The organism is Streptomyces sp. NPDC127038, assembly GCF_042725875.1.
Taxonomy (GTDB): domain Bacteria; phylum Actinomycetota; class Actinomycetes; order Streptomycetales; family Streptomycetaceae; genus Streptomyces.
This window is the reverse complement of record NZ_JBHXDQ010000004.1, coordinates 218,512-232,821: the sequence shown is the minus strand read 5'-3', so window position 1 is coordinate 232,821 and position 14,310 is coordinate 218,512. Positions and strand designations below refer to the sequence as shown.

The window sequence follows — 14,310 nt, the reverse complement described above, 5'->3', positions numbered from 1 at the left end:
CGAGGCGGGTGTGGAGGACACGGCGTCAGGCGTTGCTCCACCCTGTCGTGGTGGAGTACAAGTCCAGCAGGTCCACCACGAAGACCAGGGTCGAGCCCGGCGGGATCAATGGCGAGGGCGACTGCTTGCCGTATCCGAGGCGCGGAGGAACGATGATCTCGCGTCGTCCGCCGACCTTCATCCCTCGCACCCCCCGGTCCCAGCCCTTGATGACCTTGCCGCTGCCCAGAGTGAACTTGAACGGTTCGTCCCGGTCCCAGGAGGCATCGAACTCCCTCCCGGACTCGAAGGTCACCCCGACGTAGTGGACCCTGACCACCATGCCCGGCTTGACCTCGGCTCCGTCCCCGACGACCAGGTCCCGGACGGTCAGCTCGGCAGGAGCGTCACCCTCGGGAACGTCGACCTCGGGCTTCGTCCGTTCATTCATCGCAGCCTCATCACTTTCCGTCGAAAGCCGTCGAAGGCCGTCGGAAGCCGTCGGTGGTCCCGCGGCAGCCTGATCGGCGCAGAAATGCGCAGGCAGGGTACCTGGCCACGGCAGCACAGATGTTCTTGAAGGCCTTCGGGCCGAAGGCGTGTCGATGTACAGTGTGGGACGCCCTTGACCTGCAAAAAGCGGGCAGGGAGCCGTCTTTCAGGAGTCCAAAGTGCTGCGTACTTTGTTCAAGTCCAAGATCCACCGTGCCACGGTCACCCAGGCCGACCTGCACTACGTCGGATCCGTCACCATCGACGCCGATCTGCTCGACGCCGCCGACCTGCTGCCCGGCGAGCTCGTCCACATCGTCGACATCACCAACGGCGCCCGTCTGGAGACGTACGTCATCGAGGGTGAGCGCGGATCGGGTGTCGTCGGGATCAACGGGGCGGCGGCGCATCTCGTGCACCCCGGTGACCTGGTGATCATCATCAGTTACGCTCAGGTGACCGACGCCGAGGCGCGGGCGCTGCGGCCGCGCGTCGTGCACGTGGACCGTGACAACCGGATCGTCTCGCTCGGCGCAGACCCCTCCGAGCCGGTGCCCGGCTCGGACCAGGAGCGCAGCCCGCAGGCCGTGCCCGTCGACGTCTGAGCGACGGCGCGGCGGTACCGCAGGACCCCGGACCGAGGAGTGCCCGTGAGCGACATCGAGATCCGCGACGACCGGCCGGCGGGCCGCCTGGAGGCGGTCTCCGGCGGCCAAGTCGTCGGGCACATCGAGTACTTCGTCCTGGAGGAGCCGGCGCGAGCCCTCGTCCCGGTGCACACGATCGTGGAGCCGGAGCACGAGGGCAAGGGCATCGCCGGTTCGCTGGCCCGCCGGCTGTACGGCATCGCCGCGGCCGAGGGCGTCGTGGTGGCGCCGCTCTGCCCGTACGTCGTGCGCTGGGCCGAGCGGCACCCCGAGGAGGCTCCGGTCGCCGACCCGGCACTGCTGGATGCCGCGATCGAGTGGCTGAAGGCGCATCCGGGACGGTTCTGATGACCCCGGACCCGCCGTCCACCGGGACGGGACCCTCCACCGGGACGGGACCCCCGCCCCGGTTCGCCCCGCTCGCCCTGCTGCACACCTCACCCGTGCACGTCCCCGTCTTCGACGCGCTGCGCGACACCGACCACCCGGGCCTCGAACTGCGTCACCTGGTCGACGAGGAGCTCCTCGCGCGCGCCCGGCGCGAAGGGCCCGAAGCGGTCGCCGGCGAGGTCGGGGCGCTGACCGCCGGCGCCGTGGCCGACGGCGCCCGGGGCGTCCTGTGCACCTGCTCGACCATCGGCGCGGTCGCCGAAGCCGCCGACGCCGGGGTGCCCGTGCTCCGCGTGGACCGGCCGATGGCCGCCGCCGCGGTGGCCGCGGGCGCCCGGGTCACCGTCCTCGCGACCGTCGCGAGCACGCTGGACCCCACCGTCGCCCTGGTCGAGGAGGAGGCCCGTCGGGCCGGGCGCCCCGTCGAGGTCCGTACGTCCCTGGTCGACGGGGCGTGGGCGCTGTTCGAGGCTGGTGACACGGAAGGCTGCGCCCGCGTGGTCGCCGCCGCTGCCGACGCGGTCGCCGACGTCGACGTGATCGTCCTCGCCCAGGCCTCCATGACCCCGGCCGTGCGTCTCACCACGACTCCCGTACCGGTGCTGTCGAGCCCCCGCCCCGGCCTCGCCGCCGCGGCGGACGCGGTCCGAGCGGCGGAGACGGCCCGCACGGTGGACGGGGCGGAGACGGCCCGCACGGTGACGGGGCGGAGACGGCCCGCACGGTGACGGGGCCCGCACAGCGGATGCCGTGCCGGCGGCGGAGGTCCGGGCAAGGGACTGAGGGGGCTCTGTGCGCCGGTCCGCCGGCCCGGTGGACGTGGTGCGGACTGGGCCGTTCGGGCGTCGTCCTCGCGCGAGGGGGTGAGTGGGGGCTCGGGCGCTGGGTACGCGGGAGACAAGTCCAGAGGGCCGACGTACCGACTGGCTGGAGGACGCCATGACACAGCCGTATCCCGACCCCGTGCCGCCCGGACCCACCCCCGGACCGAGCCCCGAACCCCCGGGGCCTTCGCCCTTCCCCGACCCGGTGCCGCATCCGGGCGGACCCGATCCCGCACCGGGACCGACGCCCGGTCCCGCCCCGGTGCCCGACCCCGGCGGGCCCGGTCCCGTACCCGGACCGGAGCCCGTACCGTCCCCGTCACCGATCCCGAAGCCGCCGGGCCCCGACCCGGTGCCGGAACCCCAGCCGCAGCCGGGGCCGCTGACCTGACGGGCGCGGAGGACCTGACGGGTCCGGCCGACGGACCGGCCGGACCCGGTGATCCAGGACCGGGGCCGTTCACTACACTCCGCGGGTGAACAACATACGGTGCACTCAGTGCGGTGTTGTGGGGCTGGAACCGGGGTTCGTCGAGGACTCCGGGCAGGGCGCGCGGGGGTTCTCGCGATGGGTCGAGGGCGCGCTCCAGCTGGGCCCGCTCGGCGGCGCCCGCCTGATGGGCCGCCCGCGCTGGGAGATCGAGGCCTTCCGCTGCCCCAACTGCGCGCACCTGGAACTGTTCGCCGCCAAACGCAGCTGACCTGGCCCGGCCACGGACGAACACCCCGGCACCCGTACAGGCGGGCCCCCGTGAGGACCGACCCCCGCCGAAGCCCCCACACCCCCGTTCCGGAAACGTGGCGGCTTCGGCCCGGCGGAAGACATCCGGGCCCGGTGACAGCCCGCGGGGCGACCGCTACGCCTCGACCTCCGACCGGTCGCCGCCCCACAGCGTGTGGAACGACCCCTCGCGGTCCGTCCTGCGGTAGGTGTGCGCCCCGAAGAAGTCCCGCTGCCCCTGAGTGAGCGCGGCCGGCAGACGCTCCGCGCGCAGGGCGTCGTAGTAGGCGAGGGCCGCCGAGAAACCGGGCGTGGGCACGCCCTGGCGGGTTGCCGCGACGAGCACCTCGCGCCAGTCGTCCTGGGCCGCCGCGATCTCCTGGGCGAACGTCGCGTCGGACAGCAGGCTCGGCAGGTCGGGCCGGGCGTCGTACGCCGCGCGGATCCGGTCGAGGAAGGCCGCCCGGATGATGCAGCCGCCGCGCCAGATCGAGGCGACGGAACCGAGGTCGATGTTCCAGTCGTACTCGTCGCTGCCCGCGGTGATCTCGTGGAAGCCCTGCGTGTACGAGACGATCTTCGATGCGTACAGCGCCTGCTCGACCCGGTCCGCGAAGGCGGCGGCCTCGGACGCGTCGAGCTTGCGCGCCGTCGGACCGGCGAGGTCGCGGGAGGCGGCGCGCAGGTCCGCGTGCCCCGAGAGCGAGCGGGCGAAGACCGCCTCGGCGATGCCCGACACCGGAACGCCCAGGTCCAGGGCGATCTGCACGGTCCAGCGGCCGGTGCCCTTCTGCTCGGCCCGGTCCTGGACGACGTCGACGAACGGCTTGCCCGTCGCCGCGTCCACGTGCGACAGCACCTCGGCGGTGATCTCGATCAGATACGAGTCGAGCCGGCCGGTGTTCCAGGTGCGGAAGATGTCCGCGATCTGCGCGGGGGAGTACCCGGCGACGTCCCGGAGCAGCTGGTAGGCCTCGCCGATGAGCTGCATGTCGGCGTACTCGATGCCGTTGTGGACCATCTTCACGAAGTGCCCGGCGCCGTCGGGACCCACGTGCGTGACGCACGGAGCCCCGTCGGCCGCCTTCGCGGAGATCTTCTCCAGCATCGGGCCGAGAGAGGCGTACGACTCGACCGAGCCGCCCGGCATGATGCTCGGCCCGTTCAGCGCGCCCTCCTCACCGCCGGACACGCCCGTGCCGACGAAGTGGATGCCCTGCTCGCGCAGCGCGCGCTCGCGGCGCCGGGTGTCCGCGAAATGCGCGTTGCCACCGTCGATGATCATGTCGCCGGGCTCCAGGAGCGGGGCGAACTCCTGGATCACCGCGTCGGTCGGATCGCCGGCCTTCACCATGATCACCAGACGCCGCGGCCGTTCCAGCGCCGCCACGAACTCCTTCGCCGTCTCGGCCGCCACGAACGCGCCCTCGTGGCCGAACTCCTCCACCAGCGCGTTCGTCTTCGCCACGGTGCGGTTGTGCACGGCGACGGTATAGCCGTTGCGCGCGAAGTTGCGGGCGAGGTTGCGCCCCATGACCGCGAGACCCGTGACGCCGATCTGGGCTGAAGTGCTCATCCGGTTGGCTCCTAAGAAGTGCGGTAAGTCCGTTGGCGGATACGGGAGACAGCCCGGTACCGGTGCCGCCGGTCGTGTCCGTCCGAGCCGTCCGCCAGTATTGCCCCAGGCCATCCTGACGTGTCCCGGGTGTCCGCGCAGGGGGACCGTCCGGCGCCACGAGGGCGGATTTCGGACAGAGTGCGCGCGGCCGGGCGCCCCTGTGCGCCGTGTCCGGCGGCCCGGACGCGGTCGTGTCCTGTCCGCGGCCGGGCCGGCCGGACGGATCCGGGGCCCGTCGCCGGACCCGGGAACCCGACGTCGGCGGGCCGCGGGGCGGCCTGCGGCGCATCCCGTCGCCGCGGCGACGCGGTCACCCGCCGTGAGGGGGAAGGACCCCGCGGCGAGGGTCCGAAAGTCGGCCGGCCGCCTTTTCGGAGCGACCGGTTGCCGCCTTGTCCCGGCCTGTTCCCAACGCTTACTTTTGCCGCTCCTGACGCATGTCTAGGGGGGCTCCCTCATGGCCGTACGCGGCCGGCACCGCCGGTATCAGCCGAACAGGATCAACCGCGCCTCACTCACCGTCACGGCGGGCGGGGCCGGGATCGCGCTCCCGCTCGTGGGGGCCGGGATGGCCCACGCGGCCGACGTCGGGACGTGGAACAAGGTCGCCGCCTGCGAGTCCAGCGGCAATTGGAGCATCAACACCGGCAACGGCTATTACGGCGGGCTCCAGTTCACCCGGTCCACCTGGGCGGCGTACGGCGGCACGGCCTACGCCCCGCGCGCGGACCAGGCCACGAAGGACCAGCAGATAGCCGTGGCCGAGAAGGTGCTGAAGGGCCAGGGGCCCGGTGCCTGGCCGGTGTGCTCGGTCCGCGGCGGCCTGACCCGCGGGGGCGCGGCCCCCGACATCACCCCGGCGCGGACCGGGCACCCGGCCGCGAGCGGTCGGTCGGTGCGGGACGTGAAGCCGCAGACCACACCCCAGTCGCGGGCCGGCACCGCCGAGATGTACACCGTCGTGCGCGGCGACACGCTCTCCGGTATCGCCGATTCCCGGCACGTCCAGGGCGGCTGGCACGGGTTGTACGAGGCGAACCGCACGACCGTGGGCGCCGACCCGGACCTGATCCTGCCGGGCCAGCGGCTCGCCCTGGGCGGTGGCGCCGAGGCCCCCGCGCAGACCCGGCACACCCCCGCGAAGAACCCGGCGAAGACGCACCCCCGGACGCCCGCGAAGAAGACCCCGGCGCAGAAGGCCCCGGCCGGGAGGCCGACCACGCACACGACGACCCGTTCCGGGGCGGTCACGCACGAACTCGTCGCCCCGGTGCACGCGGCGACCGGGACCCCGTACCACGCGACGGGTTCCCACTGGTCGAAGGGCTATCACACGGGCGTCGACTTCCCCGTGCCCACCGGCACCTCCGTCGCCGCGGTCGCCGCGGGTCACGTGGTCAGCGCGGGCTGGGGCGGATCGTTCGGGTACCAGGTGGTGATACGGCACGCCGACGGCCGTTACACGCAGTACGGCCACCTCTCCGCGATCGCCGTGAAGGCGGGGCAGAGCGTGGTGGCCGGGCAGCGCATAGGGCGTTCGGGATCGACGGGCAACAGCACGGGCCCGCATCTGCACTTCGAGGTGCGGACCGGGCCCGCCTTCGGGTCCGACATCGACCCGGTGGCGTACCTCCGGGCCGGCGGCGTCAGGATTTGACTCGGGTGCGGTGGTGGTTGACGAACGGCATCGGCACGTAGGGCATGCCGAACATGACGGCCAGGTGGGGCAGCTCGTCCCCGTCGGCCGGGTCCCGGGCGACGAGGGTCTCCGCCGCCGCCACGGCTGCCGCGGGCGCGGCCGCGACGAACACGCCCGCGACCGCGGGCTGCGGGGCCGGGACGAACACGCTGTCGCCGCCGGTACGAGGAGGCTGCGGAAGCGCGTTCGGCTGCGCGGCCGGTACGAGGCCGTCCGCGTCCCCGGTGGCGGGCCTGGGCAGCCCGGACAGCAGCTCCGCCACGGTGGTCTCGGTGCCGGCAAGCGGCCCGAGCCCGCTGACGGCCGTGGCCGCGGGAACGCGTACGGCTGTGGGGCCCGCGTCGGCCGCGGGCACCCGTACCGCCGTGAGGCTCTCATCGGTCGTGGAGACCCCTACGGCGGTGAGGCTCTCGTCGGTCGCGGGGATCGGTGCGGCGGCGAGACCCTCGTCGGTCGCGGGCACCCGTACGGCCGTGCGGTCCTCCTCGGTCGCGGGTACCCGTACGGCTGTCGTGGCCCGGTCCGCCGCGGGCTCCCGTGCGGCTGTCGTGGTCAGGTCGGCCGCGGGCTCCTGGCCGGCGGCCATGGTTCGGTCGCCGCTGCCGGACCGCTCGGCGGCGATCCGCTCGGTGGTGAGCAGGATCAGACCGCCCGCTGCGACCACGCCGCAGGCCAGGGCCAGCGCGGTCCCGGCCGTGCCGTACCGGAACGTCTCGCCGAACATCGTGATGCCGACGGCGGCCGCCACGACCGGGTTCACGACCGTCAGGGTGGCCAGCGGCGCCTCCAGGCCGGCGCCCCGGTAGGAGGCCTGCGAGATCAGCATGCCGGCCGTCGCGAACGCGCCGATCGCCACGAGGCTCGACAGATCCGCGAGCGAGACGTGGTGCGACCAGTCGACGGCGACGGTCTTGGTGAACACGGAGGACATGCTGAAGGCGACGCCCGCCGCGATCGCCAGCAGCACGCTGCGCACCGCGGGGTGCCGGTGTGCCGCGCGTCCGGCCACCATCAGGGCCGCGACCGCGCCGCCCGACACCACGCCCAGAGCCAGCCGCTGGGGGTTGCCGAGGGACTGCGCGTCGGACGCGCCGACCAGGGAGAGGAGACCGGCGAGACCCACCGTGGCCATGATCGCGCCGCGCCAGGCGGTCGCTCCGGCCCTGCGGCCGACGAACAGGGCCGCCATCGGAAGCGCGAAGACGATCGTCAGAGCGCCGAGCGGCTGTACGAGGCTCAGCGGGCCGAAGGCCAGCGCGACCACGTGCAGCAGACCGCCGAGGCCGGTCAGCGCCACGGCCGCCCACCAGCCCGTCCTGCGCAGGGGAGCGTAGGTCTGGCCAGGAGAGGTCACCGCGACCCGCTCCTGGATGATCGCGCCGCCCGCGTACGCGACGGCTGAGACGAACGAGAGCACCACGGACAAAGCGAGGGCACTCATGAGTCCCTCCTCTGCGAACGGCGCGGAGCTGCGGCCCGGCGCGACGAACGGTCGGCTTCCATGCAAACAACGATGCCGTGCGATTTAGTTCGCGTCGTCGTCCCTGAGCAGTCATTGGGTCCTACTGCCGATGGAGTACGAATCGCCCCTTGTCCTCCCCAGGGTGGGCGACACCACGGCCCGATCCACTGGTGGTCACCCCTAGGGGGCTTGGTACTACTGCTCTTCGTGGACCTCGACCCCGAACTCAAGGCGCTCGACGCGCTCGGCGGATTCTTCGTACTACGCACCGGCGTACCGCCGCACGGCCCCCTGCCGACCCTCGCGAGCGCCTGCGCGGACCCGCGATCCGGGACCCTTCCGGAGGTTTACGCAGATCCGATAACTTTCCGCGTCCGCAAGGTGGAGCAGAGTATCCGGGCGCCGGAACCGCGGGTCGCGGCCTCGGTGGCACAGCAGGGGCTCGCGGCCCGTCTCTGGTCGATCGCCCTCGGCTCCGCCGCGCTCTGCGGGCGTGTGCCCGACCTCGATCCGGAGCTGCTGTTCTGGGACCCGGACGCCGGTGCCCCCGACGACCTGTGGCTCGGCGAGGTCCGCTTCCGGCCGGTGGCCGATCTCGACGCGGTCGTGCGCGCCGGGCTGCTCGTACCGCTGAGCGCGGCCCTGCGCTCGCGCCACCGCGTCTCGGCCGCCCTGCTGTGGGGCAACGCGGGCTCCGCGCTGGCCGGGACCGTCCGTCTGCTGGACCGCTGGGCGCGGGCCCACGGCCGCCCGGATGTGGGGGAGCGGGCCAGGGAACTGGCCGGCAGGCTCCTCGCGCACCCCGACCTCGCCGGCACCCTCGACCCGACGACCCTGCGCCGCCGCAGCTGCTGCCTCTACTACCGGGTCCCGGGCGGCGGAGTCTGCGGCGACTGCTGCTTCGAGCGCCCACCGCGCCCGGCCCCCGGCCGGCCCTGACGCGAGGGCTCGGTCGGCCGGGACACGGCCGCCCCGTCCGACCGGCACGGCCGCCCCGCCGATACGCGCACGGCCACCCCGCCGGCCCTGACGCGAGGGCTCCGCCGGCCGGGACACGGCCGCCCCGCCCGACCGGCACGGCCGCCCCGCCGATTCGCGCACGGCCGCCCGCTGGACTCGCGCACAGTCGCCCCGCCCGGCCCGGCACAGGCGTGCCCCGCGCGGTCTTCCGTATCGGCTTCAACTGAGTGACCATGAGGGGCACCAGCCGGCTAGGACGGGGGTTCTGTGTGCGCGTGGGACTGCTGACCCGGGAGTATCCGCCGGACGTCTACGGCGGCGCGGGCGTCCATGTCGAGTTCCTCGCCAGGGAGTTGAGGGCCCTCACCGATCTCGACGTGCACTGCTGGGGCGAAGGTGCCTCCGGCGGGGTCGTCCGTCACCGGCCCTGGCCCGCGCTCGACGGAGCCAACGACGCCCTGCGCACCTTCTCCGTGGACCTGTCGATCGCCGCCGCGCTCGAAGGCCGCGAACTCGTCCACTCCCACACCTGGTACGCCAACCTCGCGGGACACTTCGGGAAGCTCCTGCACGGCATCCCGCACGTGATGACCGCCCATTCCCTCGAACCGCTGCGCCCCTGGAAGGCGGAGCAGCTCGGCGGCGGCTACGCGCTGTCCAGCTGGGCCGAACGCACCGCCATCGAGGCCGCCGACGCCGTGATCGCCGTCTCCGGCGCCATGCGCGACGACATCCTCGGCTGCTACCCGGACCTGGACCCGGCCAGGGTGCGCGTCGTGCACAACGGCATCGACACCTCCCTCTACCGGCCCGATCACGGCACCGACGTCCTGGAGCGGATCGGCCTGGACACCGGGCGCCCGTACGTCCTGTTCGTCGGCCGCATCACCCGGCAGAAGGGAGTGCCCCATCTGCTGCGCGCCGTGCGGGACATCGACCCGGCCGCGCAGGTGGTGCTGTGCGCGGGCGCACCCGACACCCCGGAGATCGACCGTGAATTCCGCGAGCTGTACCAGGAGTTGAGCGCGGTACGGGACGGCGTGCACTGGATCCCGCAGATGCTGCCCCGGCCCGAGGTGATCCAACTCCTCACGCACGCGGCCGTGTTCGTCTGCCCCTCGGTGTACGAGCCGCTCGGCATCGTCAATCTGGAGGCGATGGCCTGCGGGACGGCGGTGGTGGCCTCGCGGGTCGGCGGGATCCCCGAGGTGGTCGAGCACGGCGAGACGGGGCTTCTCGTGCCGCTCGGCGACGACTTCGAGGCGGGGCTCGCGGCGGCGCTTGACTCCGTGCTCGCCGACCCCGGGGCGGCCCGGCGCATGGGTGAGGCCGGACAGCGGCGCGCGGAAGGGGAGTTCGGCTGGGACGCGGTGGCCAGGCGCACGGTCCGGCTGTACGAGGAAGTCCTGAAAGCGGGGTGAGTGTTCGACCGCTCGGACGTCGGAGGGACTTCGGCGAGGACGATTCCGGTCGGCCGACTTGGGACGGGCCCGCTTCGGGCAGATGTACTTCGGAACGCGGGGCGGGTCCGGGTGGCCGGGCGCGGCCCGACCGGGCGTGGAAGGGGCGGCAGCATGCGGCGTGGTGGGCGCGGTGGACCTTCGGTGCTGGGAATCGTACTGGCGGGAGGCGAGGGCAAGCGGCTGATGCCGCTCACCGCGGACCGGGCGAAACCGGCGGTGACCTTCGGCGGCACGTACCGCCTCGTGGACTTCGTCCTCTCCAATCTCGTCAACGCGGACATCCTGCGCATCTGTGTGCTCACGCAGTACAAGTCGCACTCGCTGGACCGGCACATCACCACCACCTGGCGGATGTCCAGCCTGCTCGGCAACTACGTGACCCCGGTTCCGGCCCAGCAGCGGCTCGGGCCCCGCTGGTACCTCGGCAGCGCGGACGCGATCCTCCAGTCGCTCAACCTCGTCCACGACGAACAGCCCGAGTACGTCGCGGTGTTCGGCGCCGACCACGTCTACCGGATGGACCCCCGGCAGATGCTCGCCCAGCACATCGAGAGCGGGGCGGGCGTGACGGTGGCCGGAATACGGGTGCCGCGGACCGAGTCGTCGTCCTTCGGCGTCATCAGCCCCGGCTCCGACGGCCAGAGCGTGCGGGGCTTCCTGGAGAAGCCCGCCGATCCGCCCGGGCTCGCGGACGACCCCGAGAGCGTCTTCGCCTCGATGGGCAACTACATCTTCACCACCAAGGCACTGATCGACGCCCTGCACCGGGACGCCGAGGACGACGGCTCCGTCCACGACATGGGCGGTTCGATCCTGCCCGCGCTCACCGAGCGCGGCGAGGCGCAGCTGTACGACTTCAGCGACAACCACGTGCCGGGCGAGACCACGCGGGACCAGGGCTACTGGCGGGACGTGGGCACCCTCGACGCGTACTACGACGCCCACATGGACCTGATCGCCGAGCGCCCCGCGTTCAACCTGTTCAACCGCAGCTGGCCCGTCTACACCAGCTCGGGGCAGCTCTCGCCGGCGCGGTTCAACGCCGGGGGCATCGCGAGCGAGTCCATCATCAGCGCGGGGTGCCTGATCCGCGGACAGGTGACACGGTCGGTGCTGTCGCCGGGGGTGGTCGTCGACCCCGGAGCGGTGGTCCAGGGTTCGATCCTGCACGACAACGTCAAGATCGGGCGGGGCGCGGTGGTGCGCGGTGCGGTGCTCGACAAGAACGTCGAGGTCCCGCCGGGCGCGACGATCGGCGTCAACCCGGAGCGCGACTCCGACCTCTACACGGTCTCCAAGGACGGCGTGATCGCCCTGGGCAAGGGCCAGCGCGTCCCCTGACGGCCCCGCGGGCGGACAGCGGTCCCGGACATCCGGCCCGTCGGGGACGGTGACTCCAGGCCGTTGTCGGCCCGCGCTTGTCATGTCCCTGGACAGGCCTCGGTGACGCGTGTTGTCCTGCCGGTGGTCCGGGACGACATCGCCGTTGACGTCTGACAACGATGTCATCCCGTGGGGCGGTCCCGTACGTGCCGTGCCCGGACGCGACGCGGCCCGCGTGATCCGCGCGACGCGTCCGCGTGATCCCTTCCGGTTGCCCGGAAAGCCGGTCCCCCGCCCCGACCATGCATGAGGACAACGATGTCGATCACCCACCGGAGGTCTCCCGCATGAGATGGACCCGGCGCCTGCGTCTGTGCACGGCGGGGCTGGTGACAGCGTCCGCGCTGTTCGCCCTGCCCACCGCACAGGCCGCCGAGCCGCGCGACGGCCAACTCACCGATCTGGTCAACCCGTTCATCGGCACCCAGAACGAGGGCAACACCTATCCCGGCGCCGCCGTGCCCTTCGGCATGGTCCAGTTCTCGCCGGACACCGGCCACAACACCGGCTACGACCACTCCCAGAACCACGTCCGCGGCTTCTCCCTCGTCCATCTCTCCGGCGTCGGCTGCGGCCTGGGCGGGGACCTGCCCGTCCTGCCCACGACGGGGGACATCACCCGGACGGACGACGCGCAGTACGCGGAGGAGTTCGGCCACGACACCGAGGAGGCCCACCCCGGCTACTACCGGGCGGACCTGAAGAGCGGGATCGAGGCCGAGCTGACCGCCACGGCCCGAACCGGCGTGCAGCGCTACACCTTTCCGGCCACCGACAAGGCCAACGTGCTGCTGAACGCCGGCCAGTCGCTGCACAAGACGGTCTCCACGAAGGTCGAGGTCCTGGACGACCGGACCGTCCGCACGGAGATCACCGGCAGTGGCTTCTGCCGGGCCACCAAGCCCTACACGGTGTACACGATCACCCGCTTCTCCCGGCCGTTCACCACCGCGGGCACCTGGAACGGCGACACCGTCACCGGCGCCCGGGAGGCGTCCGGCACCACCGGGCGCACCGGGGCGTTCGTCCGCTTCGACACCACCGAGGACCGCACGGTCGAGGCGACCACCGCGCTCTCGTACGTCGACGCCCGCGGCGCGGCCGTCAACCTCCGTGCCGAGGGCGGCCGTTCCTTCGACGCGGTCCGCGAGGCCGCCCGCCGCGCCTGGGAGGACCGGCTCGGCGACGTACGCGCACAGGGCGGCTCCGACGCGCTGCGCCGCACCTTCTACTCCTCGCTCTACCGATCCTTCCTCGCGCCCAACGTCGGCAGTGACGCCGACGGCCGCTACACCGGCTGGGACCAGCGGATCCACCGGGCCAAGGGGTTCACGTACTACCAGAACTGGTCGCTGTGGGACACCTACCGCACCCAGTCGCAGCTGCTCGCCCTGCTCGCGCCACGCGAGGCGCGGGACATGGCGATCTCCGTCATCAAGATCGACGAGGAGAGCGGCTGGCTGCCCAAGTGGGGCTACGGCACGGTCGAGACGAACATCATGACCGGCGATCCGGTCACCCCGTACCTCACCAACGCCTTCCAGCAGGGCCTGCTCAAGGGGTACGAGGAACAGGCGTACCGGGCGCTGAAGAAGAACGCGGACGGGGTGCCGCCCGCCGGCTCGCCCGCGGTGGGCCGCGAGGCCGCCACGGAGTACGACGCGAACGGGTTCGCGCCCTACCTGCCCGGCCGCCCGCACACCAAGTCCGGTGACTCGGACTACGACCACGGTGCCTCCGTGACACTGGAGTACGCCCTGTCGGACGCCGTGCTCGGCGAGATGGCACGCGAGCTGGGCCACGACAAGGACGCGGCGCGCTATCTGGCCCGGTCCCAGAACTACCGGGCGATCCACGACCCCTCGACCGGCTTCTTCCGCGCCCGGGACGGCTCCGGGGCCTTCACCGGCCCGGTGGACCCGGCCCAGAGCGTCGGCTTCCACGAGGGCACGGCCTGGCAGTACCAGTGGCTGGTGCCGCAGGACCTGCCGGGCATGATCGGCATGATCGGCGGCAAGCAGGCAGCGAACGACCGGCTCGACTCCTTCTTCGCCTACGGGCAGTTGCTGAAGGACCCGGCCAAGACCGCCCGAGAGGTCTGGGTCAACGGCCCGTACGCGTACTACAACGCGGACAAGTACAACCCGCAGAACGAGCCCGACCTCATCGCCCCGTACACCTACCTGTCCACCGGACAGCCGTGGAAGACGACCGACGTCGTGCACGCGGCGCTGACCCTGTTCACCGACGCCCCGACCGGGATGACCGGCAACGACGACCTCGGCACGATGTCCGCCTGGAACGTCCTGTCCTCGATCGGGATCTTCCCGGTGCAGCCCGGCTACGACACCTGGGGCCTGTCGACGCCCGTCTTCGAGCGGGTCGACCTCACCCTCGACCGGCGCTACTACCCGCGCGGCGCCCTCACGGTCACGGCGCCGGGCACCTCGGACACCGACCGCTACATCCGGTCGGCCCGCCTCGACGGTTCGCCGTACGGCCGTACGTACCTGACGACCGGCACACTGAAGAGCGTCCGGTCGCTCCGCTTCACCGTCGGTCCCGAGCCGTCGGCATGGGGAACGGAGGCCTCCGCGGCGCCCCCGGCCCTGAAGTGACATCCGGCCCGCGACCGGGCGGGCCGCGTCCCGTCCCTCCTCCGAGGGGCGGGA

Annotated in this window: 12 protein-coding genes; 9 read left to right on the top strand and 3 right to left on the bottom strand. The window is 72.6% G+C overall.

From position 1 onward, the window contains the following. Window positions 1-25: 25 nt before the first annotated feature. Window positions 26-430 (bottom strand): FKBP-type peptidyl-prolyl cis-trans isomerase, encoded by a 405-nt coding sequence (locus ACFWI4_RS05085; RefSeq protein ID WP_387191113.1) that lies wholly within the window; start codon window positions 428-430, stop codon window positions 26-28. A 220-nt stretch (window positions 431-650) separates the two neighbouring features. Between ACFWI4_RS05085 and panD the strand changes: the two genes are divergently transcribed. From panD to ACFWI4_RS05065, 4 genes are all read left to right on the top strand, one after another. Beyond that, a complete protein-coding gene (gene panD, locus ACFWI4_RS05080; RefSeq protein ID WP_387191111.1) occupies window positions 651-1,076 on the top strand; it encodes an aspartate 1-decarboxylase in 426 nt (141 codons plus the stop codon). A gap of 45 nt (window positions 1,077-1,121) precedes the next feature. Then, window positions 1,122-1,466, top strand: a complete 345-nt coding sequence (locus tag ACFWI4_RS05075) for a GNAT family N-acetyltransferase (RefSeq protein ID WP_387191109.1) — start codon at window positions 1,122-1,124, stop codon at window positions 1,464-1,466. Then, window positions 1,466-2,236: an arylsulfatase gene (locus ACFWI4_RS05070; protein ID WP_387191107.1), complete on the top strand. Its 771-nt coding sequence runs from the start codon at window positions 1,466-1,468 to the stop codon at window positions 2,234-2,236. Before ACFWI4_RS05075 ends, ACFWI4_RS05070 begins: the two co-directional genes overlap by 1 nt. Before the next feature lie 572 nt (window positions 2,237-2,808). After that, on the top strand, window positions 2,809-3,033 hold the full coding sequence (locus tag ACFWI4_RS05065) for a hypothetical protein (RefSeq protein WP_385403300.1): 225 nt from the start codon (window positions 2,809-2,811) through the stop codon (window positions 3,031-3,033). Window positions 3,034-3,189: 156 nt separating this feature from the next. On the opposite strand, the gene gndA is transcribed toward ACFWI4_RS05065, so the two are convergent. Next, window positions 3,190-4,629 (bottom strand): NADP-dependent phosphogluconate dehydrogenase, encoded by a 1,440-nt coding sequence (gndA, locus tag ACFWI4_RS05060; protein ID WP_387191104.1) that lies wholly within the window; start codon window positions 4,627-4,629, stop codon window positions 3,190-3,192. A gap of 499 nt (window positions 4,630-5,128) precedes the next feature. On the opposite strand from gndA, the gene ACFWI4_RS05055 reads away from it, so the two are divergent. After that, on the top strand, window positions 5,129-6,328 hold the full coding sequence (locus ACFWI4_RS05055) for a transglycosylase family protein (RefSeq protein ID WP_387191102.1): 1,200 nt from the start codon (window positions 5,129-5,131) through the stop codon (window positions 6,326-6,328). On the opposite strand, the gene ACFWI4_RS05050 is transcribed toward ACFWI4_RS05055, so the two are convergent. Further along, complete coding sequence (locus ACFWI4_RS05050; protein ID WP_387191100.1) at window positions 6,318-7,811, bottom strand: DMT family transporter; 1,494 nt, start codon at window positions 7,809-7,811, stop codon at window positions 6,318-6,320. The genes ACFWI4_RS05055 and ACFWI4_RS05050 overlap by 11 nt on opposite strands. A gap of 210 nt (window positions 7,812-8,021) precedes the next feature. Between ACFWI4_RS05050 and ACFWI4_RS05045 the strand changes: the two genes are divergently transcribed. From ACFWI4_RS05045 to ACFWI4_RS05030, 4 genes are all read left to right on the top strand, one after another. Continuing rightward, entirely contained in the window at window positions 8,022-8,771 is a 750-nt protein-coding gene (locus tag ACFWI4_RS05045; protein ID WP_387191098.1) for a (2Fe-2S)-binding protein, read from the top strand. Window positions 8,772-9,061: 290 nt separating this feature from the next. After that, a complete protein-coding gene (gene glgA, locus ACFWI4_RS05040) occupies window positions 9,062-10,213 on the top strand; it encodes a glycogen synthase (RefSeq protein ID WP_387191096.1) in 1,152 nt (383 codons plus the stop codon). Window positions 10,214-10,366: 153 nt separating this feature from the next. Then, window positions 10,367-11,596 (top strand): glucose-1-phosphate adenylyltransferase, encoded by a 1,230-nt coding sequence (gene glgC, locus ACFWI4_RS05035; protein ID WP_385403315.1) that lies wholly within the window; start codon window positions 10,367-10,369, stop codon window positions 11,594-11,596. A 329-nt stretch (window positions 11,597-11,925) separates the two neighbouring features. After that, window positions 11,926-14,256, top strand: a complete 2,331-nt coding sequence (locus ACFWI4_RS05030) for a GH92 family glycosyl hydrolase (protein WP_387191093.1) — start codon at window positions 11,926-11,928, stop codon at window positions 14,254-14,256. Window positions 14,257-14,310: the final 54 nt, after the last annotated feature.